We start from the raw sequence: 24,564 nt of genomic DNA, 5'->3' as shown, positions 1-24,564 counted from the left end.
GGCTATCATGTTTTGAATTATTTCAACTGTTAATCTGAGTGAGCTCCAGATTTTTATTGAGGCGATGCGAAGCTCCGCACTACGGAGTGCCGCACAAAATATGAATATGACGGCAAATCTGAAAGTATAATCAGATTCTTCGCTGCGCTTAGTATAAAACAATCAAGGCTTGCTCAGAATGGCATTGACTACATTTTTTACACTGGCTTCTAATCAATCACATCGCGTGAAAACTCTTTGTCCACAACAGGACGTTTAGGAAGATTGGCGATCTTCCAGCCGAGCGCATAGACAGTCTTCGTTACTTTCATCAATTTTTCGAAATCGATTTTTTCCACTTCGTCGCTGACCCGATGATAGTCTTCATGGATACCGTCAAAATAAAATACGATCGGGATTCCCTTTTTTGCGTAGTTGTAATGATCGCTTCTGTAGAACAGACGGTTTGGATCATTTGGATCGTCAAACTTATAATTCAGCTTCATATTGTACAACGAAGCGTTGACACTCTCATTCAGTTTCCCAAGTTCTGTGCTCATCATAAATGAGCCGATCGAGAATACTTCGTTTGGTTTTGTGACTTCATCATTGGCAGTCGAATCGTTCTCAACAGTACTTCTGCCAATCATGTCTATATTCAATTGCGTGACAATATTTGACAACGGGATGGTCGGATTCTCAACGAAATATTTAGAACCCCATAATCCTTTTTCTTCTCCCATATGCCAAACAAAAAGAATTGACCGTTTTGCTCTGCCACCCTTCGCAAACGCCTCAGCCATTGAAATTAGTCCGACTGTTCCGCTGCCGTCATCGTCTGCTCCATTGTTAATGGAATCACCATTGATCGGTTCGGATCGGATGCCGATGTGATCGTAATGCGCGCCGAAGGCCACATATTCATCCTTCAATTTTTTATCAGAACCTTCCAAGACAGCAACAACATTTTGGGTGTACAACGTATCGATATTGACGCCGACATTAATTGACATTTTTTTCGTTGAGGATAAGGCAAACGATGAAACTGAATCTGCTGATGCGCGATTGTTCATGGATTGGACACCGGTCTTTTCTCCGGCAAAGATGGCATCCACTAATTTCGGATCAGCAGTGATCGAGGGGACTGCCTGAGGTTCATCGATTTTTTTGAACGCGGGGACGGTCAAAGTCCCTTTTCCGGTAACGTAATTCTTATCCCGCTCCCATGACGCCAATGCTTTTGTAGAAGGAATGTAAATGATGCCAAGCGCCCCTTTCATTTTCGCATAATTCGATGGTGTATCATATCCTTCACCAACTTTTCCTTTAAAATCTCCTCTGGTGACTCCTTTTGGATATCCATCGATCACAACGATGATCTTACCCTTCACATCAACCCCATCATACGGATTGATCTCTTTTGCTTTAAGTATGTAACCGTTCTTTGCATAGATCATCGGTGCAGAAACATTTCCGGCAATGGCAGAAGAAATGAGATCCTGACCAAAGGAGTACTTCTGACCATTCAACTCTGCGTACGTCTCCGCAGATTTCACTTTTGTTTTGTGCAATACAATCTTCTGAAAAAATGTTCCGCCATCTCCGGCAGGTTTATATCCCCATCGGGATAAATGTGTTGCGATAAATTTTGCTGCAATATTCAATCCGCGGGAAGGTGTATCGCGTCCTTCAAGTTCATCGGAGGCAATAAATTTTAGGTAGTCCTGCAATTGCTCTTTGGTTATGTAATCAACATTACCTGCATCAATCGGTTTTTTGACAGATTTTTGTGCAAACCCAAGAGAAAATGAAAAAAGAAGTGTTACAACAAACATTCGACGAATCATTACAGCTCCTCTATGATAAATGACTCGTGAATGTAGAGGAAAAATAAGAGTAATCCAAGCAGGTTATTTTACCAAAAGGACTTTCTTGACATCTGTAAATGTCCCTGCGATCAATTTATAGAAATAAACTCCCCCCGAAAGCGAGTACTCATTTGATGACAATGTTGTGTGATAAGCCCCTTTATCTTGAAATTGATCTATCAAAACAGCTAGCTCTCTCCCAAGAGCGTCAAACAACAATAGTTTTACCCGACTTGCAAAAGGAATGTAATAGGAAATTGTTGTACTTGGATTGAATGGATTAGGATAATTTTGATGAAGAGCAAATGAGGTAATAGAATTGTCGTTTGAAAGATCGTTAAACCCTGTCACCGGTGAATTTGTATTAAATATTTTTCCCTGTTGTCCAACTGACCATCCATTCACATTGTCGGTAAAATCTACTCCGTACAAGTCACCCGTAAAACTGACCGACTGTGGTATCCAACTTGTACCTGCATTGGTTGTGCGGAGAATGATACCGTTCCCCACTGCTGCACCATTGAGTTCATTAGAAAAAGTGATCGCATAAAGATTGTTGGAACTTCCGCTGACGAGTGCATTCCAATTTGATCCACCATTGGTTGTCTTCAGAATTTTTCCTCCCATGCCGACGACATAACCTGTATTCGCGCTGGTAAACCAAACGCTTCGAAGATCGTTGATGACAGTACTTGTTTGCGGAACCCACGTAGCACCTCCATTTGTCGTTCGAATGATTGTCCCGGAAAACCCAATTGCACATGCTGTTGTATCGTTGATAACATAGATTCCAGTGAGCTCAACATTTACTCCCGTAGTGGTGTTCTTCCACGAATTCCCTGCATCAGTCGTTTTTAAAACTGTGCCGATATGACCCGATGCCATTCCGATTGAACGGTTAGCAAAATGGACGTGGACCAAATGTTCAGTTGTTCCACTTGAAACCGGAGTCCATGATGTTCCTTTGTTTGTGGTTCGAATGATTAATCCGCTTTCACCCACTGCCACACCGGATTCAACAGACGAAAAATAGACATCCCGCAAAAATTTTGTGGTGCCGCTTGGTTTTGAATTCCATGAACTACCACCATTTGTTGTTGCCAAAATTAGACCGCTCGTTCCGACGATGTAACCGGTATCGTTTGCAGGGAATGAAACACCCAATAACACTTCAGCTGAATTACTGGTTTGCAGAAGCCATTGAGAATGAAGAGATGTTACAAAGAGAATACTTACGACAACGACGGTTTTCATACTTCCCCTTTATGATGAATTGTTCTCAATAACGGTAAATAATCACCGATCTGAAAATTGAATGTGATGAAATACATTGGAGAGGGATAGAATGATTACGAAATACATGCAATGACGATTCATTTCGTTTATCGCAAGGAGGGAATAACATACCGAACAAGAATATTCATAATCTCATCCTCCTGCTGCCCGGCAATTTCTGCCGGTACATTTGGATTTGCCGTAGCAACAATAACAGCATTCTTTGAGGGAACGATCATAATATACTGACCTCCTGATCCGGCAGCAAAATAGAGACTATCGTGACTGTCATAATTTGTCCACCATGAAAAACCATAATTGACATTTGATAAATCTCCCCATATACCATTGGCAGCATTGTTTGGAAGAGTGCTTTGTTCAATCCAGCTCTGGGGTAATATTCGGACGCTGTCCAACATTCCGTTGTGCAGATAGAGAAACCCAAATCTCGCCATATTTCTTGGTGACATTAATAGACCGGAACCGCCTGAGTATATTCCCTGCGGATCTTTACTCCAATATCCGGCATTGATCTTTGCAGGAGTGAACAAATATTTCTTGGCAAACTCCAGCGTAGACATTCCTGACCGTTTCGTGATGATCGCCGAAAGCAAATGTGTCTGTACCGATCCATAATAGAATCGCTCACCCGGATTGTATTTCAACGGAAGTTCTATGATCAGTTTTACTCTGTCAGCTGTCGGAGAATCTAAATATGGTGGAGGATTATTGTCGCTGAAATCAAAACCAGCTCGCATAGTCAGCAAATGCCGGACAGTGATCAATTTCTTCCTCGGATCGAGTTCCGGAGAATCATATTCAGGAAAGAACGATAGCATCGGTTGATCGAGACTATCGATCACTCCTTTCTGTAACGCGATACCGACGAGTGCCGAGATAATACTTTTTGTCACGGAGCGGAGTTCAAACTCATTGTAAAAATAGAATTGAGACCGATAATATTCCTTCACCAAGTAACCATTACGAGCGAGAATAAAGGAATAGATATTCTCATTTGCACCAAATTGTAACACAGCAGAATCGATCTTCACCGAATCGATATTCTGAGAAACCAACGATGCACTCTCCCATTGATACTGCGGTGTATTGACAATCGGTATGACAGGATCAATGGCATTCTCTTCGCAGGAGGGAAAGAAAATAAAAGAACAGGATACAATGAAACGGATGAGTTTCTTCATTGCCAAATATAGTAATCTTTACTCATTTCATCTATTTCAGTAGCATCAACTTTTTTGTCTCGGAATAACTACCGGTTCGAAGAGTATAATAATACAACCCGCTTGAGAGTCCCTCGCCATTCAAGGAAAAGGAGTATTCTCCTTGGTCCCGTTCTTCACTGATCAATCTCTTTGCTTCCCGTCCAATCGCATCATAGAGGATCATTGTCACCATGTTTTTTTCGGGGATTTGAAATTGTATGATCGTCGAGGGATTGAACGGATTGGGATAATTTTGCGATAATGAAAAAGCACGCGGTTTCAACTCTGAGTCGTCAACTCCCATGAGTGTTCCCGATAATTTGAAATACATATCCTTTTCAAATACCTTCTTTCCATCGTTGTTCTTTGATGTGATGATCAATACAGGAGTATATGTAATGGTCAAATTCGTTCGTGTTACTTTTCGCGGAAAGATTGTAAAAGTGATTTTTTGAGAATCATAGGCGGCAAGGAAGAAACCTTTCGTTGATATTGACAGAGCCGAATCGGGTTTCACTGTTCCCGGACCGGAACTGCCGTACTTCAGGGAAACAAAAATGGAATCCGTTCCCTTCCCCAAATTATAAATTGTGATCGTCGTATCTCTCTTTTCGGTATTCACATCGATCGTTCCAAAATGATGCTGTACCGTGTTGATGCTGACGACGGATACCAGCGGCTTAGCAATAATGTATTTTTGGCGGACAAGCGTATCGCTCGTTATTCCGTCCGAGATGATCAGTTTTACAGAATATGTATCAGGTTTAATGTAAGTAAATGACGCATTTTTCGTTGTCGCATCGATGATCCCGTCATTGTTGAAATCCCATTTCCACGACGTTGGCGTTGATAATGAATCTCCGAAAGATACATTCGTAAAATTCACCGTAAAAGGAACTTGATCGACCTCGATATCGCCGTAAAAAACCGATCGCAAATATTTTTGTTTTCCATTTTCAGTGATGTTCAGAAGCTGTTTTGCCGGAACATTGACCAGGGTGCTCTTTGATCCGGAGAGCCATTCAATAATTACGGAATCAGCTACCGTTGCATTGCCTAGTCCAAAATGAGCTATCATGCTGTTGTGACCGTTAAAACTATTCTGCGCTGTGATCTCCCGGAACTGCCAGTACGATTTTCCATTGATGGTTGCTTTCATCTTCACTTTTGCACCGATGGCAGATCTGTTCAAAGGGAAGCCCTTAACATTCAGTTTCAACCAATTATTCGATGCAGATTGATCATTTCGGTATAGTTCATTGTTCGATCCTCCGCTCACAACAAAAAGATCCATGTCACCGTCATCATCATAATCCCCCGCAACAGCTGCAATGTGAGGAACTGCGTTTTTTACCATCGGCAGAGAATCAATTTTGATAAACGTTCCATTTCCATTGTTGGAAAAATACTGTGATGTTCTTGCACTGTCGCGCGTGACATAACAATCAAGATCCCCGTCATTGTCGCAGTCGATCCAAATATTTGAGAGCGAACCTCTATTTGAAGAGACAATCGGACCTACATCGGCGGCAATAGTTTTGACAAAAGTTCCGTTATCATTTCGGTATAGATTGTTGTTCGACACTCCTGTGTAATTTGTGAGATATGCATCAAGATCACCGTCATTATCATAATCGATCCAATTCCACACCTGGCCATCGACAAGATCGGTACCCAGGATCCCATCATTGATGCGCTGTAGTATCGCGCTTCCGCTCTCTTTTAATAGATTCTTAAAAATATAATCCCTTGCCGGAGTTCCTGCGGGACCACTTCCTATGAAGAGATCCTCGTCTCCATCGAAATCATAATCATACCATGTTGCTACGGTGTATGGAGCAAGATCCTTCACAACATCTCCGGTGACAACTTTCGAAAATTCACCAGCACCAAGATTTCGGAAGAAAGGATTCCTGATCGGCGTACCGACAAATCCGCGAGGATGAGTAATGATCATGTCCACAAAGCCGTCATTATCAAAATCTCCCCAGGCACCTGCCCATCCACGATTATTGACAGAAGCAATAGCTCCACGCTTGATCGAAGTGAAAGAAAAATTGGAATCCTTACCGTTATTTCGATATAACACGGAAGCGGCCCCTGAATACATACAATCCAGGTCACCGTCATTGTCCATATCCGCCCAGGTTACACCGGTGGCAGGTGCGTGGGGTAACCCTGCGCCAATTCCGTGATTCAACACTTCAGTGAATGATCCATTTCCATTATTTTTATAGAGATGATCCGGGCAGGCAAAAAGATCAATATCGCCATCATTGTCATAATCCATCCAGCTTGCTCCCGAATATCCAGCGGCACCGGAACCTGAAGCTGAAACAATTGGATTTGTTGAATCTGTAATTTTCGTGAAGTTTTGAGCAATGGCACATGAGAACTGAAGTGACAAGAGAGTGACAACAAATGCGGCTCTGATGAGCATAGATTATCTCCAACATGATGAAATGAAAAATGAATGATGAGATAACCTACATAAACGGAAAACTGAAGGCTTGGTGAAAATTGACTATTTCAAATGTATCGAATAAAAAACGAAAACTTGTCGCCTCAGTTTGATCTACTTAAGAGCGTCAAAAATTACGATAACGCTATAGAGCGATATCGTTCTGGTGAAAATCCTGTCCGGGTTTTAAAGAGTTTGCTGAATGAACTGAGATCGCTGAATCCCACACTCATACAGACATCTGAGACAGATCGTTTCTTTGCCAGCAACAAATATTTCGCCTCTTCCAACCTGCGCTGAGTGAGATATTGATGAGGAGTGAGATAAAAATTCTTTTTGAATTCACGAAGAAAATAAACGGGAGCAAGATGTGCCGTTTTCGCGATCATATCCAAAGAAATATCCTCTGCAAAACAGGAATCGATATAATCTTTTGCACTATGTAATCGCTGATACAACTCTTGCTTGGTTGAATGACGGATGGGAGTCATAGCGGAAACCTCCTGTTCGATCTCTTTTTGTGAAAGGATCAAACGTTCAAGCACTTCACAGAACAATTCTGTAATACGGCGTTTATTTGAATAAAGCGACAACGACATTTTCTGCAATCTTAACAGCAACGGAGTCAGGGAATGATTGTGCGGATATAATCGCTCAACGAATCGAACTTCTTTCTCACCATCTTCATTTACTTCAAGATCGCGTTGCACCATGCTTTGAACCACTTCCTGAACGAACGCAGGATTGAAGTTGATCGTGAAGGAATCAACCTTCGAATCCGATTTGATATAACTGGAATAGACCTTCCCTTCATTAAAGATCAAAAATGAGGAATCGTCCACTGCAACGGTCTTGCTTCCAGCATGATAAAATTCTTTTCCATGAAACGCGCATTTGATCGACAACGGTCCCCAATGTTCTCCATATTCTACATCGGACGATTGTGCATTGATGATGACATTGTTCTCTAAAAAGAGTGAATAATATCGTTGCAGATCAAATCCCGGTGCATTGAAATCGGGAAATTGATTGATCAAATAAATGTCATGCTGAGGGTTCATATATTCGATGCAAATACGTCAATTTCCTGCTGCTCAGGTATGAAAAAGTGATTAAATACAGAATTTTTGGGACGAAATGCCTAAATCCGTTGTCTTCAAATCATCTTGCAGCATTTCTAAATAAAGTTTGAAAAACGATAGCTTGTATCACTTTATGAGTGTCAATTTTCTTAAAAGAGAGCGATCACCATTTTGAAGCTTTGCAAAATAAACTCCGCTGGACAATGCATCAGCTTGAAATGTTCGTTGATGATGGATATTTGCTTCCAGAAATTCATTTGCCAGAACTGCAACTTCCCTTCCTATTGCATCATAGATTTTCAACGACGTGAACCCTGAAACCTGGAGCGTAAATCCGATCTTGGTCGTTGGATTGAAAGGATTTGGATAATTTTGCTCCAAAAAATATTCCATCGGCATCTCCATCCCTTTTTGGATCGAAAGCAATGTTCCCTGTAATTTTATCCACATCGACTTTTCGAAAATCTTTACGCTAGGATTATTTTTTGATGTAATAACAATCTTTGGAGTATACGTAATGTTCAAGTTTGTCCTATTTACTTTCGGTGGATAGACTGCATAGATAATTGCCTGAGAGTCATTCGCAGCTAATACAAACGATGTTGGTGATATTTTCACAGCTGAATCCGGCTTGATCGTTTGAGCCGAAGTCGCACCGTACACAAGTGAAATGGAAATTGAATCATTTAATTTCCCCTTATTATAAATATACATCGTTGTATCTTTTATAGGAGTATTCACATCAACGATACCAAAATTATGGGTTGTGGTATTAAATTGAATGATCGCTGTTGCCGGTGAAATAATGATGGCATCGTTACTGCGAAGAGTATCGGTTTTCACGCCATTGCTTACGATAAGCAAGATGGAGTATGAGTCTGGAATAGTATAAGTAAAACTGGTTGTAGCGGTTGTTGCATCGATGACATTGTCACCGTTCAGATCCCATTTCCAGGACGTAGCGGGTTGAGTCGGATCCGTGTTAGAAATATCCTTGAATTGAATAGTAACGGGATCGGTATCTTCGAAATTCCCAATCTGCATTGCTCCCCTAAAATAGCCAGCAGGCAAATTCTCTTTGATAACCATGAATTGATTCGGAGCAATATTCGTCTGAACAATCTTTTGTCCAGACGGAAACTCGACAACAAGCGAATCAATAACGGTTGCATTTCCTAATCCAAAATGCGATTCCAGATTTTGGCCGCAATATCCCGATTGGCCGGCAACTTGTCTCACCTGCCAAAATGTTTTTCCATTGATCGTTGTTTTTACTTTCACTTTTGTACCGATGGCAGAAAAATTGGAAACCTTGCCCACCGCTTTAATCGTTAACCATTTGTTACCATTTCCTTCATTCCGGTACAATGCATTATTTTGGTTTGCTCCGAAACAATTGCCGGTAGCAATATCTAAATCTCCGTCCCTATCATAATCTCCAAACGCAACACCATAGGACCACCCAAGATCGGTCGACACAATTCCGGTATCGACTTTGATAAATGTTCCGTTACCGTTATTGAGAAATAAAAAATTCTTTGTTGCAGAAGCTCCGGAAAAAGCATTTGTAACCATCAAATCAAGGTCGCCGTCATTATCCAGATCGCCGAACGCACTACCAACAGAATAGCCACTGCTTTTTACAACAATATCCGATGTGTCTTTGGAAAATGTTTTATTCCCGTTGTTTCGATAAAGAAATTCACTTTCATTCGAGTTATTGACGACGAGAATATCAAAGTCTCCATCGTTATCGATATCGGCAACACTGCTTCCGAACGATTTTCCTCCATCGGATACAATCGATCCGGAAGTCTCAGCGGTAAATGTGCCATTTCCATTATTCCAATACAGTGCTTCATTTGCCCCACCCTCATTGGCGACAAACAAATCGAGATCGCCATCATTATCAAAATCGCACCAGTCTACACTTCTTGTCGGCGCTTCATCCGTAACAATAGCGCCAGTTTTCACTTCTGTAAATGTTCCATCTCCGTTGTTGTGATATAAAATATTGGCGAGATGTACGGCACTGTTTGCCAGATACAGATCGACATATCCGTCGTTATCATAATCTCCCCAGCTTGCAGTTTCGGAATGTGTAAAGTCTTTTGAAATATCTCTCGGAAACACTTCTTCAAACTTCCCATTCCGTTGACGGTGCAGACTGTTTTGTTGGCCATACCACGTCGCAGTAAATGCGTCTATGTATCCATCATTGTCATAATCTGCCCACGTGCTTCCGTCATAACTTCCCGGATCGTTCACGATAGATGCGTCGGTAATTTTTGTGAAGGTGCCATCACCGTTATTTTTATAAAGAAAATTATTTGCCTTAGCGCTTGGTCCGTTGGAAATAAACAGGTCCAAATCGTTGTCATTATCATAATCAATCCAGTTAACACTGCGGGAATCCCCTCCATCATTTGATTGAGGACCGGTGGTGACTTTCGTAAAATATTGCGCGGATACATTAAGCGTTATGAAGAGAAGTAGAGTAAACAGCTGTTTCATTAATCCTCCTATTATTATAACTCAAAATTATACGAAACAAGAGAAAGAATGAACTTTTTTGCGACGAAATGGAGGTGGCGAGGGATGAATTGCTGAATCAAAAGAGGAACTATTCCAACAAAAAAGAGAGTTTTTCTTTGTATTTCCTGCTCACTGTGAGTTTGACACCTTGATCTAGAATGGCAGTATAATCACCATGATGCTCAGGTTGCAATTCACGAACAGCATTAAGATTGACGATGGATGAGCGATGAATGCGAATAAATTTTGAAGGATCAAGCTGCTGTTCAATGGTGCCAATTGTTTCGCGCGTGGTGTGTTTCCCACTTTTTGTATGGATGTGAATATAATCAGCCGCTGCTTCTATCCAGAGGATTTCTTCAATATTTACAAAATAAATTTTCCCCGCATTGCGGATGGAAATGCGTTCGATATATGTAGAAGTTGACTGAAATGATTTTAACGCTTCCATCATCCGTTCAGAGTACGACGCAGTCTGTTTCAGTCGTATCATTTCCCTTACACGATGCAATGACGAGTATATCCGTTCAGCATCATATGGCTTTAAAATATAATCCAGTGCGTTTGCTGAAAATGCTTTAATTGCATATTCATCGTATGCCGTTACGAAAACAACAAGTGGCAGGTCTTTCGTTTTAAGACTCTTCACAACATCAAAACCATTCATTTCCGGCATTTGAATATCCAAAAACAAAACATCCGGCTTGTATTTCTTAATGTGTTCTACCGCTTCTTCTCCATCACTCGATTCTGCTATAATAACAATATCTTTTTCCTCTTCGAATATTTCCCGTAATCCATGACGGGCAAGCGGCTCGTCATCAACAATCATTACTGCTATTTTTTTTGAGGAAATCATAGATGGAAATGCTTGAAAGGAATTATACTTAAACCGGTATTTCTATTCTTACCGTAAATCCATTCTGCTCATTAGGGCGCATTTCAAAATTGAATTGATCGCCATACAATTGTTTCAAACGCTTTTTGGTATTCTCCAATCCAACACCAATCCCATCTGAATTTTCTTTTTTGCGTCTGGATTTTGTTCCGCCATCCTCCACTGAAAGAAAGAGTTTTCCCTTTTTCACCTCAGATGATATTTCAATCCATCCATCTCCGGCACGCTGCGCTAATCCATGACGGATGGAATTTTCCACAAGAGGTTGCAAAAGGAATGTCGGAACAGATGAACTCAGAGCCGATTCTTCAATATTCATTTTAATGGACAACCGATCTCCAAACCGGACTTTCTCGATGGCAAGATACGTATTGAGGAATTCCAGTTCTTGTTCGAGGCTCACGGTATTTGCATTTCCCCGCTCCAGCGTCAATCGAAGAAGATCGCTTAATCGGACGATCATTTTTTGGGCGAGTGAAGGCTCTTTTTTAACAAGGACAAATATTGCGTTTAGAGTGTTGAATAGAAAATGCGGCTGCAACTGCATTTTTAACGCTTGTAATTGAGATTCAACAAGCTGCGACCGAAGTTCTGAAGCATTCTTTTCTTCCTGCTGGTAGCGGTGATAATATCCGATGGCGTGATACATAAAAACAATTGCCCAATAAATCAGCACGCCAAATTCAAAAAAACCAATGATCGAAGGGAAATATCCTAAAAATGATTTTGTTAATTGAAATCCGCTGTCAACAAAATTCACTATATACACATACACCAACTGTTGCACAAATGCTATCACAAGTCCGAAAGAAAAATGATAAAAGAGATTCCTGCGAAAACTCTTCGCATCTAATCGGAACCGCTCTACAATTTTGAGAACTAACGGTGTGAGGAAACCCCATTCAATGCAAAAGACGAACGAATGGAAAAGCGATCGCTGCCAGACATATTCCCGCCCCACACTAAGGGAATAAAAAAAGGATTGACTGGAATAGATCAATCCTAAAAAAAACCACAAACCGCCGATAATGACCGGTCGATTGAATTTCATTTTTTTGTCTTCTTTTTAGCTTTGACAGGACTCTTCATCAAATTAAATTCTCTTCGTATGTGCTCCATTTCTTCGTCCAACAACCGATCCATTTTTTGATGTAATTGCTGCAGCATCAATTCCGATTTTATATTGACTTGATAATCGAGATCGGCTTTTAAACGATCTTTTTTCTGAGCACGATTTTGGCTCATCATAATAACCGGCGCTTGTAGTGCCGCAACTGTAGAAAGCATCAGGTTCAAGAATGTGAATGGATATTCATCAAACGGCTTAACAATAAACTGCAACACATTAATGGTAATCCACATAAACATAAATGCACCAAACGAAAGGATGAATCTCCAACTTCCGCCAAATTCTGCAATCTTATCTGCTATACGGTCACCAATGCTTAATGTCTCTTCGATTTCATCATTTGGATTCTTGGATGCAAGCGATGTAATGAGTTCGTTCGTCATTTGCAAACGTTTCGCCATCTCGCTTAACATGGAAATACCAATCGACGGACGCTCCATCACAAACGTGATAAAATCGCCCCGCTGCATCTCGACAAGATTCGTATTCGTTAACGCGCGTGCCGTTGCAGTCCGAGGTGTATCAGCAAAGAGGGAAAGTTCGCCAAAGAATTCCCCTTCCTTCAAGATGGAAAGTTGAACTTCGTTCACCGGAGGATCAACAGGAAGAAGGATTTCGATCTCTCCATCTTCAATAACATACATGGATGATCCTGGCTCTCCTTTCCGAAAAAGCACTTCACCCGCTTTCAATGTTTTCACTCTCCATAAACTGACAAGCGAAATGTGGTCTTCTTCCGGAAGAAATTTAAAGATGGGTATCTTGGAGAGAAATTCTTTGGTGATCATACTTTAGCTCTATAAATAAAACATCCGTTCTGCCGATCAGAACGGATATAGTATACCAAAAGTTTTGTATCGTTCAAAATATTACTTCGTCAACAACCATTACGCATATCGTGTTACAAATCAGCGGGCAGCAATAAAAACTCCTAACAACAGGATTATTTTAGGAACAGTAATTTTTTTCGATGATATTCTTGTTCCCCTTTTTGATTATAATAAGAGAGTTGGTAAATATATACTCCGGTTGCAACATTGGTAGCGTCCCAAACTTGTTGATGAAATCCTGCGACTTTCACCTCATCAAATAACGTAACTACTTCTCTTCCCACAACATCAAACACTTTCAGAGAAACATCACCTGCTGTTGGAAGTAAAAAACTGATTGTTGTGCTTGGGTTAAACGGATTGGGATAATTCTGATACAATTCAAACTGTTCCGGAGCGGCAACTTGAATGGAAATTTCTTTCTTCCATTCTTCACCGCTCAGTGATGAAATTACAAATTGCAGTGCGTGCTCTTTTCCAACAGGCGCCGATTTATCCACCGAGAATGTAAAGCGTGAAGTTCCAGATTCTCCCGATTTAAGATTTTGAATTTCAGATGCTACGTGCCCGCCTTCTGCTTGGCGGGGATTATTGAAGCGAATCCATGTTGGTGCGTTTGAGACGGTAACCGTTACATTTCCAGCATCAATGGTTGCAGAGTTGGTAATGGCAAGTTCAATAGTGTTGTTTTGTGAGGCAAAGGGAAGTTTGTGCTGCGAAAACAGCATATTGAATAATAATGCAAAAAAGAAAAACTTTTTCATTTGTCATTCCTTCCCTTTGTCTTCGCTGGTAGTCGTTCTAATAAATATTCGCCATTATATTTTAAAAGTGCAAACGATTCGCTCGTCATAATAACATCATCTTCCTTTTTTTTCTGTTCAGCTTTTACACTTCGATCATGGATAGTTTCAACTTTTTTCAGGAATTTTCCCAACTCTTTCCGAGCTTTAACAGAATCGCCTCTGACCAATTCGGTTTTCGCTTTTTGCAGACGTTTAGCCAAATTGTTTACAATTCCGTCTTCAGGTTTCTCCTCGCCATCATCACTATCCTCGTCTTGTTTGGATTTGAGCCAACCAAGTGCTGCGGACTGGTGAGTGTAGGCAATGAGCGTGTCAAGATATGATAAATGGACGAATGGGATTGGAGGTTGAACGGGACCGACGGTTTTGCCGACAACACCAGGTCCATAAGGGGTGAGGTCAGTATAGCCAGGAATGGTATCGGTTTCATCACCTTCTTCGAAGACTGGAGCTGGGGCCCATCCTTCAGAATAATAAATGAGAATTCCGGGAAGAGAATTACTGCTATTGAAGGAGAAATCGCTTAGGGAAACGCTGTGACCAATTACGTTTTTTCCATAATGGTCCGTTTCGTCATCAACATCGGCAATCCAACGAATCAATTGTGGTGAATCAGAAAATAATACTTTACCCCAATTTAAGGGTCCATTTAGATTGTTTATCGGAACATTAGTGGGGAGACGAAGGTCAAATATGTACACGCTCTCCTTTGCAGTTGCACTGTTTGTAAGAGAATAATTGTAATTATATATCTGGTTATTAACTGTCAAATTAAAACCAATCTTTAGATCAATTTTATTGCGTGTTTCAAAAGTTTGACCGCTGAGTATTTTTACAAACAAGCTTATTGTAATAATAGCATAAAGTATTTTCATAATTTTCTCCTTATCTTATGGAACTGTTACATGATAATGTCGAGCCGTTAACACTTCATTTTGAATTGAATAGTATCTAAATCCTCTTGATGAAGTCCCAAGCCAGTTACTCAGCCGATCCTCAGTGACACTTCTGCTACTCCCATTATCAGTAACTGCAGTACTACTAACATCAACACTGACACCTTCTCTATGATTCTGATGAGGTGTATCCCAATTATTATTGATATCAAAAGGTCCACCATATATTAAACTCATATCATTGAAACGAAGTCTATATGATTTTTTAGAATAAGCCGTATCTGCAATAGTTTTTAAAGTATTAATCAAGTTTGCCTTCCCGTAATGATTCTTATTATGATGTGAACCCCCTGCATTTGCACCAATCAAATCATAATGGCTGCCAGAAGTTAATTCCGTCAAACCAGGTACTTTTACCACAATTGTTGCAGACGCCGTATCTTTGTTGGTTTCGCCTTGAACAAAAATGGAATCGACACCACCAAAGCCACTGCATAAATAATCAAGTTTAATTTCACCTTTTACATCAGTTGTGCATTTCATTACGCTTACAGTATCTTTTTTCAAAATAAATCTTCCAACCGGACGTGTAGTATTGTGATCATGTCCGCCGGAATAACCTCTTATCAATGCGTTTATTGTAAACGGGTAATTGGGCATTGGAGTATCTGAACCATCTTTTACTATAACTGTAACTTTTGTTCGTTTCACATTCGAAAAATCAATAACTCGCGCTTTTTTAGGTCCCTTGTTATCGCTATCTGAAAGTGGTAATAAAGTTTCATCGGATACCGTTATAGAAATTTTTGCACTTTTTGTCGTGTCAACATAAAGCGTTGCAGTGCCATCTAAAATGTAATGTAATGGCACATCAAAATGATAACTAAATACAGCAGAATCTCCGGCATCATTAATAGTAAGTCCTGTTGGACCACCGTGGTGCATACTGAAATTAAACAAACCCTCTGACGGTAAACCGCTGCCATAGAGATCGAACACATCTACAGTTCCTGATTGGGTTACTTGATTGCTTGGCGGCACATCGACGGAAAAAATATACGGACCTAAATAAATTGGCACCATTGTAAAACTAAAACCTTGCGGATAGTACGCATCGAGATTTAGCAACGTAAGATTATACGTCAATTTCAAACGGACATTTTCGAGTGTACCGGGAAGAAAGACAAAATCAGCCGCAGGAAATCCGGCATAATCGCTTGTCATAAAATATTTCGTCCTTGGCAATGGATCGGGATCGGGAAGAGGATCTGGAATAATAATGCTCGGGATAATCTGCGTTTTGGGAATGATAACGATCGAATCTTTAATCACAATCTGCGAAGAAAGCAACTGGGAAAATAGGGCAAGAAATGGGAAATAAATAAGAAGATTAAAGAATATTGTTTTGTTTTGTTTTGTTTTGTTTATCACAACAGCACCCCTGTTTTATGATACCTTGTTAATTATTTCTACCTCACAATACAATATATTGATGGCGATTGCAAGAAACGAAATTGTTTCGTATTCATTATTCTTTGTACCAATCTGATTTTGGTGTATAAAATGTTTTTAACTTCTTCTTTGATTCATATCGTTCAATGGCATATCCGATCAACCGATCGAGCAATTCAGAATACGAAATTCCTGACGCTTCCCATAATTTTGGATACATGCTGATGGAAGTAAAACCGGGAATTGTGTTAATCTCATTCAGATAGAATTTCCCGTTTCGTTGCAGCAGGAAATCGACTCGAGCCATTCCCGAACAATCCAACGCAATATATGCTTTCAATGCACAATCCTGCAATTTTTTTATGACTGGTTTGGTGAGTTTTGCAGGAATATGAGCAGACGATTTTCCATCCACATACTTCGCATCGTAGTCATAAAATTCGTTCGAGGGGACGATCTCACCCGGCAGGGAAACGATTGGTTCATCATTACCCAACACACTTAATTCAATCTCTCTCGGTCTGTTCACCGCTTTTTCTACAAGAATCTTTCTGTCATATTCTCCCGCAGCATGAATTGCGGCAATAAGTTCTTTCCGATTATGTGCTTTACTGATCCCAACGCTCGATCCTTGGTTCGGCGGTTTCACAAAGCAGGGATATTTCAATTTCTTTTCAATATCGACAATATATTGTTTGGATTTCGTTTTGAACTGCGAATACATGAACGAGATACCCGGCGCAACCGGAATATGAACATTTTGTAATAATTGTTTTGCAATAACTTTATCCATTCCTACAGCCGAGCCCAATACGCCGGCACCAACATACGGTAGATCTGCTAATTCAAACAATCCTTGAATCGTTCCATCCTCGCCGAATGTTCCGTGGATTACGGGAAAGATGACATCCACTTTTTGCGCATTTTGTGGAAATGCACCGCTGATGTTGACGAGCGATTGTTTTCGCGGATCGGGAAGAAGCACGTGCTCGGGGAGCTGTTCAATCGGCGAATGGTCTTTCAGCAATTGAATAGCATTTACGGCACTCAACCACCTTCCCTCTTTTGTAATGCCGATCGGAACAACATCGTATTTCGATTTGTCCAATGCATTGATCACCGATGCCGCGGATACGAGTGAAACTTCGTGTTCGGCAGAGCGGCCGCCAAATAACACGCCTATTTTGAGTTTAGCATTCATAAGGAAATTGATTCATTAATTCATTTATTCATTGATCCATTGATTCATTTGTTTTTGCCATACTTGGCAGTATTATATGAAGCCGCAAAAATTGCAAGAAGTTCATTCCCCTCTTTTAATAAAGAGTCCGTTACTGTAGAAGGTACAATTTTCGAATCCGTAAGCATTTCCAACCACATAACTGTCTCGTCTGCTTCTTCAACAACAATTCCAATCTTAGCAATAAATTCCGCTTTTGATCTTGCTCTACATGTTGCACGGTAATTAGCAGCAACAGATGTTCCGGATCTAAGCATTTGTTTACCTAACACACGAGCATCGTCAGATTTTGGCAAAGATTGAAACAATGCTACAATGCTTAACGCAAACCTTTTTGAACGAAGTTTTAACTCTTCTGACTGATACATGTTCACCACTGAATAAAACTAAAAATGATTCAATGATTCGATGAAACAATGATTAAATTTCAATGGTATCTCATCGATTGCTCCATCGATTTCCATTTGTCGTTCGGTTCGAAATATTGCCACAGCGTGCGCGAAACATTTCTGAGCAGCACATATCCTTCATTTTCATTCACCCAGCTTTCATCCACCTGATTTTTTGTGATCACACAAAAAACATAATCGCCGCTTGGCGCATTCACAAGAACTACTTCTGATCGAGATTGATTTACTGCACCTTGTTTTGATGCAGCATGAATGTATGGCGGTAATTCAGAAAGAGACTCACCATCCCAATAAATTCTGGCAAGATTCCGGTACATTCGTTCGCTGACCCATGGAGTGATCATTTTTCCATGATGTATCTTAACAACAAGTTCGGCCATTTCTCTCGGTGTGGTAACACCCCATCCATACTGCGTTCTCATTTCTTCTCTACCTGGCGTGCGGGAATTCACACGAGTTACCTTGAATCCATTCACTTCCATAATCTCATTAATGCGTGTACCTGTTCCTGCCAAAAATTGACACCACAGACTTGCGGTATTATCACTTGTGGTGATCATAAGCATCACAATTTTGCTCAACAATATTCTTGAGGAATCTTTCAGCGATCCGGTAATATCCTCTCCCGGATAAATCAATGAATCTCTGAACACCAGCAAGGAATCATATTTCAGATCACCTTTTTCAATCTTATCAAATACCCCCGTCATGATCGGAACTTTTATCATACTCGCCGTTGGAAACAATGAGTCTGCATTGATCTCTACTGTTTTTCCGGTTTTCAAATGACGAACATACACTCCATACTCTCCTCGAAAACCAGTGAGCAAATCCTGAAGTTTTTTTGAAAGAATTTTGTCCGGATTTGAAGCAGGGAATTCGTTTTGTGTTTGTGCGGCACTGAAGCAAACAATGATTGCCATAGTGAGAATAATTTTCATGAATGCCTTATTTTTTATAAACGGTTTCCGAAAGCAACCGCAATCTTGCAATCTGTTCACTATTCAACTGTTTCGCCCCGCCTAATGATTCGGCCACAAACAACATCTGCGCAATCTGTTCCACTTTTTCCATTTTGAAATATGCGTCCCAAAGATCTTTCCCATACGTTACAACACCATGATTTGTAAGAAGAATAGCATTATGGTTTTTTACAAAGGGTAAAAGGGATTCACCAAGTTCATCTGTTGAAGGTGTTGCATACGGTGCAAGCGGAATCGTTCCTAAATTAACGATCACTTCGGGAAAGACATTTTCCTTGAACGGAATTCCGGCAGCAGCAAAACCTGTTGCATAAACAGGATGACAATGAACAACAGCGTTTACATCGCTTCGATGCTGATAGATGAACAGATGCATTTTCATTTCCGTGGATGATTTTCTTGTCCCACGAATTTGTTTTCCATCCATCGTCAATTCGACAAGATCATCTTTCTGAACAAATCCTTTGTTCAGCGAAGTCGGTGTTGCAAGAATATTCCCATTGGGCAAACGAGTGCTGATATTTCCATCCGTTGCAACAACAAATCCTTTTGCTTCGATGCGATGTGCAATGGTGACTAATTCTTCAACAATATCCACCACGGGAATAACACTCCACTAAAATTATGATAACGGAACAGGTGCTTTTCGCAAACTATCAGATGATTTGATTCCTAGAGAGTCGTAAATTTTCAAGGTTGGTTTTGATCGATTGAGTGTGTAGAAATGAATCCCCGCAACGTTGCGATCGATCAAGTCCCGCACTTGCTCTGTTGCCCAATGGATTCCGACCTTCTCTACAGATTCGTCATCTTCAGCGCGGGAAACAGCACGAAGGAGTTTCGCAGGAAATCGAGCACCAAGCGCAAGATCTGCCATGCGTGCAAACCCTTTTCGGGATGTTACTGGCATAATTCCGGCGATGATCGGAACTTTTATTCCCGCAATGTCACATCGCTCACAAAAATCATAGTAGTCACGATTTTCAAAAAACAATTGAGTGCAGATATAGTCCGCGCCTGCATCCACTTTTGCTTTTAGATTGTCGATCTCTTTCAAACGATTCGGGGTATTGGGATGTCCCTCGGGAAAACCGGCAACACCAACTCCCATCCTGGGAAAATGTTTTTTAATGAATGTCACCATCTCTGCAGCATAGGCAAAACCATTTTCTGTCTGCACAAATTGTGACTGCCCTTTCGGCGGATCTCCGCGAAGTGCCATAATATTTTGTATACCATTAGCATCATACTTGGTAAGAATCTCTCTGATTTCATCCTTTGTGGATCCTACACAGGTAAGATGTGAAACAATGGTCAACTGTGTCTCTTTTTGTAATCGCACAATCAGATCGTGTGTTAACTGTCTGGTTGATCCTCCCGCACCGTATGTTACACTGACGTAGGAAGGTTTTAACGGTGTCAGTTCTTTAATAGACTCAAATAATATTTTTGAAGCCTCTTCTGTTTTTGGCGGAAAAAATTCAAAACTAAAATGCGGCGCTTGTTGTTTAAGAATTTCTGCAATATGCATTCACTACTCTCCCTAAAAATAAAAAAATCCATCCTTATCAGGACGGATACAGTATAACAAAAATGTTGCTGTTGTTCAATTGAACTGTTATTTGCTCAAGAGTTCCTTATACTCCTTTTCAGTTTCCTGCAGATCCCTTTCAAACTCTACTAACTGAATCAGATCAAAGATCAAAGGACCAAACGCTTTGTCATGCAAATTTACAATTTCCATGTGTTTCGGACATAACGTTACACCGTTTTTATAAAAGAGGGAATTATCAGGCGGAGTTTCATTATCCGTTTCAATCAAGAAAAGAACATCAATGTTCAGTGTGCTTCCGCATCCTGGCCATTGGCAGCACATCTTATCCCGTCGTAAGACATACTTGCGCATCTCTTCATTGCGTTTCGGAGTATTTTTATTTGGAGGTGCCATAGGTCAATACAATTAATTTGTGCAATATATATTATTTCACTGCGAACGCAAGAGCTAATAAACACAATAAATATCAACTGTGCGATACGACAACATTCAATGATCTCGGATTTAGCGAAATTTCCGTCTTTTTTACTTTTAAGCCGAAAATTTCACCATCACCGTGAACCGGAAATCCTTCATTACTTTCAACAACAAGTGAGGTCGCATCAAAAGTTTCAATGTACTTTTTCCCTAGATGCTTTCCCGCCATCACAAGTGGCAAAACAGGAAGTACTTTAAGAATTGAATCACCTGTCACTCCGCACACTTCAAAAATTCCGTCATCGGGAAGTGCGTTCGGTGTGAGCATGAATCCACCCCCTTCCCATCTTCCGTTGCCAATACAGAGCAGAAAATAGTTCTTCTGCCATATTTCATTGCGATGCTTCACAAAAAAATAATGCGGCTTATATCCTGCAACTGTTTGGAGCAATGCTGTAAGATACAGAGGAATTCCCTTGAGCCAACGGATTGAGCTCACTTTTTTTGCCACAGCAGCGTCAAACCCAAGTCCGACTGAATTGAAAAAGCTCCGCTCACTCATCGATCCGTCTTCGTGCGTTAACCTGATTTTTCCCGAGTCGAATTGTTTGAACTGAGGATGTTCGAGTAACCATAATAGATCTTTTGGATTATTCGGGGCATTGACGATCCGTGCAAAATCATTCCCTGATCCTTCGCTCATGACAGCCAGAGCAGCATTCGTTCCGACTAATCCTGACGCAACCTCGTTCACCGTTCCATCACCGCCGATAGCAACAACAATCGATGATGAAGTGCTTGAAGCTCTTGCAAGCGTTGTCCCGTCACCCGGTCCGGAGGTAAGATGAAACTCATAATTCAATGACGAATGTTGAAGCATCTCTTCCAGCGCAGCTTGAATATGCTTCGCCTTACCGCGGCCAGCGACTGGATTTAAAATAAAAGTAATATGCGGCTTTGATGTCATTCGTACCGAAGGGCATCAATAGGATTGAGTTGTGCCGCTTTTCGTGCTGGGTATAATCCAAAAAAAATTCCAACAGCAGCAGAGAATGCAAACGCTAAAATGATAGACATGAGAGAGACACGTGTTGTCCATCCTGCCAACACAGAAATAAGGTTGGAAGAAAGAAGACCAAGTAAAACACCGATGAAACCGCCGAGAAGACTCAAGACGATTGCTTCAATTAAAAACTGCATGAGAATATTTTTTCCGGTTGCACCGATTGCCATTCTGATTCCAATCTCTTTTGTCCGCTCTGTAACGGAAACAAGCATGATATTCATGATCCCGATTCCGCCGACAATAAGTGAAATTGACGCAATGGATGCAAGTAAAATCGTCAACACTTGCGATGTGGATTGTGCCGCCGTGGCGATCTCTGTTTGACTTCGGACAGTAAAATCATTCTCATCCCATGGCTGCAGTTTGTGTCTCACACGAAGCAATTCTGTGATTTGCGCTTGTGCATCTTGCATTGCTTCTTCAGTGGTAGCAGATGCTAAGATACTTCCAAGATATGTCTGTCCTGTCATCTTTTTTTGCACAGTAGTATATGGTGCAATAATAATATCATCCTGATCTGAACCTTGTGCCGATTGCCCTTTGGGTGAGAGCACACCAACAATCTTAAACGGCATTTTTTTTATGCGAATGATTGCACCAATTGGATCGCCTCCTTTAAATAAATTATCAGCAATGGTTTGACCAATCACGCAAACTTTCGTTGCGCCGCGAACATCAGCATCCGTAAAGTATTGTCCACTGCCGACCGGCCAGCTTCGAATGGTAAAATATTCCGGTGTTACACCAATAACACCTGCGCGCCAATTCTGTTCCTGATAAACAATCTGTGCGCCATCGCGAACGGATGGAGTTGCCAGCGCTACGGAAGGACATTGTGTTTGAATAGCAATAAGGTCATCGGGTGTTATAGAAGCAGAGGTACCGGTTCCTGCACGCACGCCTCCTTGATTGAATGATCCGGGAAAAATAAGAATCACATTTGTACCGAGCGACGCGATTTGCTGTTTTATGCTTTCCTGTGCACCAGTCCCCACGGCCATCATCGCAATCACTGCGCCGACACCAATGATGATTCCAAGCATCGTCAGAAACGAGCGGATCTTGTTGCGCGTAAGAGAAATCAACGCAATTTCAAACGTATCGAAAATTCCCATTGTTAGAATCTTCGCGGCATGCCGCCGCCTTGGCGTTGTTGATTGAATGGAGATGAGTTCGTTTGTTGTGATTGAGAGCGCTGTGCAATTGTACCGACTATAATCTCTTGTCCTTCTTCAATCTTCCCTCGCACCACTTCGGTAAACGTTCCGTCCGAAATGCCGGTACGAACCATAACAGGTTCAAGTTTCTTCCGCTCATTCATTATCCATACACGATTGATGCCTCGGGATTGCATTCTGCGCTGCATAGCCTGAGGATCGGATCCACCAGGTACGCCCCCTTCTCGCTGCATCCTTTCCATCCACTGTTTTCTCCGTTCTGCTCGCGCTGAATCATCTCCTCCGTTTTGGGATTGGGAGGAGTCTTTTCGTTGTTCGATATACGCCTCCGGTGGATTAAATCGTAGGGCAACAGTCGGAATTTTGAGGACCGACTCTTTCTTCGTTATTTGGATTGTGACAGTAGCGGTCATTCCTGGCATCAATTTCAAATCCGGATTAGGCACATCGATGATGACGGTATAATTGACAACATTCTGTTCTACTTTTGGCGAAAGTCGAACCTGTCTTACTTTTCCTCGAAATGTTTGTTCCGGATATGCATCAACGGTAAAGGATACTTCTTGTTCTTCTTCAACTTTTCCAATATCTGCTTCATCAACATTTGCCTGAACCTGCATCTTTGTCAAATCATTGGCTATGGTGAATAACGTCGGGGCAGAAAGGCTTGCCGCCACGGTCTGGCCGACATCGACTGCCCGCGAGATAATGACTCCATCGATTGGCGATTTGATGGTAGCGTAGCGAAGATTAATTTTGGCCCGCTCAACTTGAGCAACAGATTGTTTCCTTGCAGCGTCGTTTGCTTCGAACTGTGCCAGTGCTGCATCGTAGTCTGCCTGCGACGCCAGATTTTTATCAACGAGTGTTTTGACCCGTTCATAGCTTCGTTTCGCTTCATTGTATTGTGCGGTAGTCCGTTGCAAACTCGCTTCCGCATCTCGCACGCTGGCTTCCAAAAATGTCGGATCGATCTGTGCAACGATCTGTCCCTGTTTCACTTTATCGTTGAAATCGACATTCACTTTTTGAAGAGTTCCCGAAACCTGCGAACCGACTTGCACTGTCCGCACTGCGCTGAGCGTTCCGGTAGCAGTGACAACAACTTGAATATCTCCTTTCGAAACTTTTTCGGTTCGGAATTGAACTTCTTCGACTCCATTCTTAGAATAGAAATAATATCCAGTAGTTCCGCCGAGTAATGATAGTGCAACAATAAGAAGAGTTATTTTTTTCATGATATTGTAATAGTCTTAGGTGTCAACTTAGACACGCTATACC

Annotated in this window: 21 protein-coding genes; all 21 read right to left on the bottom strand. The window is 41.2% G+C overall.

Annotated features, from left to right (window positions below; all coding sequences use genetic code 11):
* Positions 1-209: 209 nt before the first annotated feature.
* Entirely contained in the window at positions 210-1,826 is a 1,617-nt protein-coding gene (locus tag WDA22_03190) for a M28 family peptidase (GenBank protein MFA5832462.1), read from the bottom strand.
* A gap of 63 nt (positions 1,827-1,889) precedes the next feature.
* Positions 1,890-3,101, bottom strand: a complete 1,212-nt coding sequence (locus tag WDA22_03185; GenBank protein MFA5832461.1) for a YCF48-related protein — start codon at positions 3,099-3,101, stop codon at positions 1,890-1,892.
* 128 nt (positions 3,102-3,229) lie between these two features.
* A complete protein-coding gene (locus tag WDA22_03180; protein ID MFA5832460.1) occupies positions 3,230-4,324 on the bottom strand; it encodes a serine hydrolase in 1,095 nt (364 codons plus the stop codon).
* A 31-nt stretch (positions 4,325-4,355) separates the two neighbouring features.
* Positions 4,356-6,785 (bottom strand): FG-GAP-like repeat-containing protein, encoded by a 2,430-nt coding sequence (locus WDA22_03175; GenBank protein ID MFA5832459.1) that lies wholly within the window; start codon positions 6,783-6,785, stop codon positions 4,356-4,358.
* Between the two features lie 155 nt (positions 6,786-6,940).
* Positions 6,941-7,867, bottom strand: a complete 927-nt coding sequence (locus WDA22_03170) for an AraC family transcriptional regulator (GenBank protein MFA5832458.1) — start codon at positions 7,865-7,867, stop codon at positions 6,941-6,943.
* 147 nt (positions 7,868-8,014) lie between these two features.
* Positions 8,015-10,402 carry an FG-GAP-like repeat-containing protein gene (locus WDA22_03165; GenBank protein ID MFA5832457.1) on the bottom strand — a complete coding sequence of 796 codons (2,388 nt, stop codon included), beginning with the start codon at positions 10,400-10,402 and terminating at the stop codon, positions 8,015-8,017.
* A gap of 109 nt (positions 10,403-10,511) precedes the next feature.
* On the bottom strand, positions 10,512-11,282 hold the full coding sequence (locus tag WDA22_03160; protein MFA5832456.1) for a LytTR family DNA-binding domain-containing protein: 771 nt from the start codon (positions 11,280-11,282) through the stop codon (positions 10,512-10,514).
* A gap of 28 nt (positions 11,283-11,310) precedes the next feature.
* Positions 11,311-12,372 (bottom strand): histidine kinase, encoded by a 1,062-nt coding sequence (locus tag WDA22_03155; protein MFA5832455.1) that lies wholly within the window; start codon positions 12,370-12,372, stop codon positions 11,311-11,313.
* Positions 12,369-13,238, bottom strand: coding sequence for a DUF1003 domain-containing protein (locus WDA22_03150; protein MFA5832454.1), 870 nt, complete (start codon positions 13,236-13,238; stop codon positions 12,369-12,371). Before WDA22_03150 ends, WDA22_03155 begins: the two co-directional genes overlap by 4 nt.
* A 155-nt stretch (positions 13,239-13,393) precedes the next feature.
* On the bottom strand, positions 13,394-14,044 hold the full coding sequence (locus WDA22_03145) for a T9SS type A sorting domain-containing protein (GenBank protein MFA5832453.1): 651 nt from the start codon (positions 14,042-14,044) through the stop codon (positions 13,394-13,396).
* Positions 14,041-14,961, bottom strand: a complete 921-nt coding sequence (locus WDA22_03140) for a hypothetical protein (protein MFA5832452.1) — start codon at positions 14,959-14,961, stop codon at positions 14,041-14,043. The genes WDA22_03145 and WDA22_03140 overlap by 4 nt, the downstream gene beginning before the upstream one ends.
* A 15-nt stretch (positions 14,962-14,976) precedes the next feature.
* Positions 14,977-16,413: a penicillin-insensitive murein endopeptidase gene (locus WDA22_03135; protein MFA5832451.1), complete on the bottom strand. Its 1,437-nt coding sequence runs from the start codon at positions 16,411-16,413 to the stop codon at positions 14,977-14,979.
* Between the two features lie 97 nt (positions 16,414-16,510).
* Positions 16,511-17,635, bottom strand: a complete 1,125-nt coding sequence (locus tag WDA22_03130) for a D-alanine--D-alanine ligase family protein (GenBank protein MFA5832450.1) — start codon at positions 17,633-17,635, stop codon at positions 16,511-16,513.
* Positions 17,636-17,679: 44 nt separating this feature from the next.
* Positions 17,680-18,042, bottom strand: a complete 363-nt coding sequence (locus WDA22_03125) for a four helix bundle protein (protein ID MFA5832449.1) — start codon at positions 18,040-18,042, stop codon at positions 17,680-17,682.
* Positions 18,043-18,101: 59 nt separating this feature from the next.
* A complete protein-coding gene (locus tag WDA22_03120; protein MFA5832448.1) occupies positions 18,102-19,025 on the bottom strand; it encodes a serine hydrolase in 924 nt (307 codons plus the stop codon).
* 7 nt (positions 19,026-19,032) lie between these two features.
* Positions 19,033-19,668, bottom strand: a complete 636-nt coding sequence (locus WDA22_03115; GenBank protein MFA5832447.1) for a class II aldolase/adducin family protein — start codon at positions 19,666-19,668, stop codon at positions 19,033-19,035.
* Positions 19,669-19,689: 21 nt separating this feature from the next.
* A complete protein-coding gene (gene metF, locus WDA22_03110) occupies positions 19,690-20,598 on the bottom strand; it encodes a methylenetetrahydrofolate reductase [NAD(P)H] (protein MFA5832446.1) in 909 nt (302 codons plus the stop codon).
* Positions 20,599-20,685: 87 nt separating this feature from the next.
* On the bottom strand, positions 20,686-21,015 hold the full coding sequence (locus tag WDA22_03105; GenBank protein ID MFA5832445.1) for a hypothetical protein: 330 nt from the start codon (positions 21,013-21,015) through the stop codon (positions 20,686-20,688).
* Between the two features lie 73 nt (positions 21,016-21,088).
* A complete protein-coding gene (locus WDA22_03100) occupies positions 21,089-22,006 on the bottom strand; it encodes a diacylglycerol kinase family protein (GenBank protein MFA5832444.1) in 918 nt (305 codons plus the stop codon).
* Positions 22,003-23,220 (bottom strand): ABC transporter permease, encoded by a 1,218-nt coding sequence (locus tag WDA22_03095; protein MFA5832443.1) that lies wholly within the window; start codon positions 23,218-23,220, stop codon positions 22,003-22,005. The genes WDA22_03100 and WDA22_03095 overlap by 4 nt, the downstream gene beginning before the upstream one ends.
* A gap of 2 nt (positions 23,221-23,222) precedes the next feature.
* Positions 23,223-24,521 (bottom strand): efflux RND transporter periplasmic adaptor subunit, encoded by a 1,299-nt coding sequence (locus WDA22_03090; GenBank protein MFA5832442.1) that lies wholly within the window; start codon positions 24,519-24,521, stop codon positions 23,223-23,225.
* Positions 24,522-24,564: the final 43 nt, after the last annotated feature.

Source organism: Bacteroidota bacterium, from assembly GCA_041658205.1.
GTDB lineage: Bacteria > Bacteroidota > Ignavibacteria > UBA10030 > UBA8401 > UBA8401.
Note: the sequence above shows the minus strand (reverse complement) of the source record. Positions and strands in the feature narration are given on the sequence as shown.

Excerpts from the sequence above, each read along its gene's own strand:
- WDA22_03190 (MFA5832462.1), bottom strand. The coding sequence starts at position 1,826 with ATGATTCGTCGAATGTTTGTTGTAACACTTCTTTTTTCATTTTCTCTT.
- WDA22_03185 (MFA5832461.1), bottom strand. The coding sequence starts at position 3,101 with ATGAAAACCGTCGTTGTCGTAAGTATTCTCTTTGTAACATCTCTTCAT.
- WDA22_03180 (MFA5832460.1), bottom strand. The coding sequence starts at position 4,324 with ATGAAGAAACTCATCCGTTTCATTGTATCCTGTTCTTTTATTTTCTTT.
- WDA22_03175 (MFA5832459.1), bottom strand. The coding sequence starts at position 6,785 with ATGCTCATCAGAGCCGCATTTGTTGTCACTCTCTTGTCACTTCAGTTC.
- WDA22_03170 (MFA5832458.1), bottom strand. The coding sequence starts at position 7,867 with ATGAACCCTCAGCATGACATTTATTTGATCAATCAATTTCCCGATTTC.
- WDA22_03165 (MFA5832457.1), bottom strand. The coding sequence starts at position 10,402 with ATGAAACAGCTGTTTACTCTACTTCTCTTCATAACGCTTAATGTATCC.
- WDA22_03160 (MFA5832456.1), bottom strand. The coding sequence starts at position 11,282 with ATGATTTCCTCAAAAAAAATAGCAGTAATGATTGTTGATGACGAGCCG.
- WDA22_03155 (MFA5832455.1), bottom strand. The coding sequence starts at position 12,372 with ATGAAATTCAATCGACCGGTCATTATCGGCGGTTTGTGGTTTTTTTTA.
- WDA22_03150 (MFA5832454.1), bottom strand. The coding sequence starts at position 13,238 with ATGATCACCAAAGAATTTCTCTCCAAGATACCCATCTTTAAATTTCTT.
- WDA22_03145 (MFA5832453.1), bottom strand. The coding sequence starts at position 14,044 with ATGAAAAAGTTTTTCTTTTTTGCATTATTATTCAATATGCTGTTTTCG.
- WDA22_03140 (MFA5832452.1), bottom strand. The coding sequence starts at position 14,961 with ATGAAAATACTTTATGCTATTATTACAATAAGCTTGTTTGTAAAAATA.
- WDA22_03130 (MFA5832450.1), bottom strand. The coding sequence starts at position 17,635 with ATGAATGCTAAACTCAAAATAGGCGTGTTATTTGGCGGCCGCTCTGCC.
- WDA22_03125 (MFA5832449.1), bottom strand. The coding sequence starts at position 18,042 with ATGTATCAGTCAGAAGAGTTAAAACTTCGTTCAAAAAGGTTTGCGTTA.
- WDA22_03120 (MFA5832448.1), bottom strand. The coding sequence starts at position 19,025 with ATGAAAATTATTCTCACTATGGCAATCATTGTTTGCTTCAGTGCCGCA.
- metF (MFA5832446.1), bottom strand. The coding sequence starts at position 20,598 with ATGCATATTGCAGAAATTCTTAAACAACAAGCGCCGCATTTTAGTTTT.
- WDA22_03105 (MFA5832445.1), bottom strand. The coding sequence starts at position 21,015 with ATGGCACCTCCAAATAAAAATACTCCGAAACGCAATGAAGAGATGCGC.
- WDA22_03100 (MFA5832444.1), bottom strand. The coding sequence starts at position 22,006 with ATGACATCAAAGCCGCATATTACTTTTATTTTAAATCCAGTCGCTGGC.
- WDA22_03095 (MFA5832443.1), bottom strand. The coding sequence starts at position 23,220 with ATGGGAATTTTCGATACGTTTGAAATTGCGTTGATTTCTCTTACGCGC.
- WDA22_03090 (MFA5832442.1), bottom strand. The coding sequence starts at position 24,521 with ATGAAAAAAATAACTCTTCTTATTGTTGCACTATCATTACTCGGCGGA.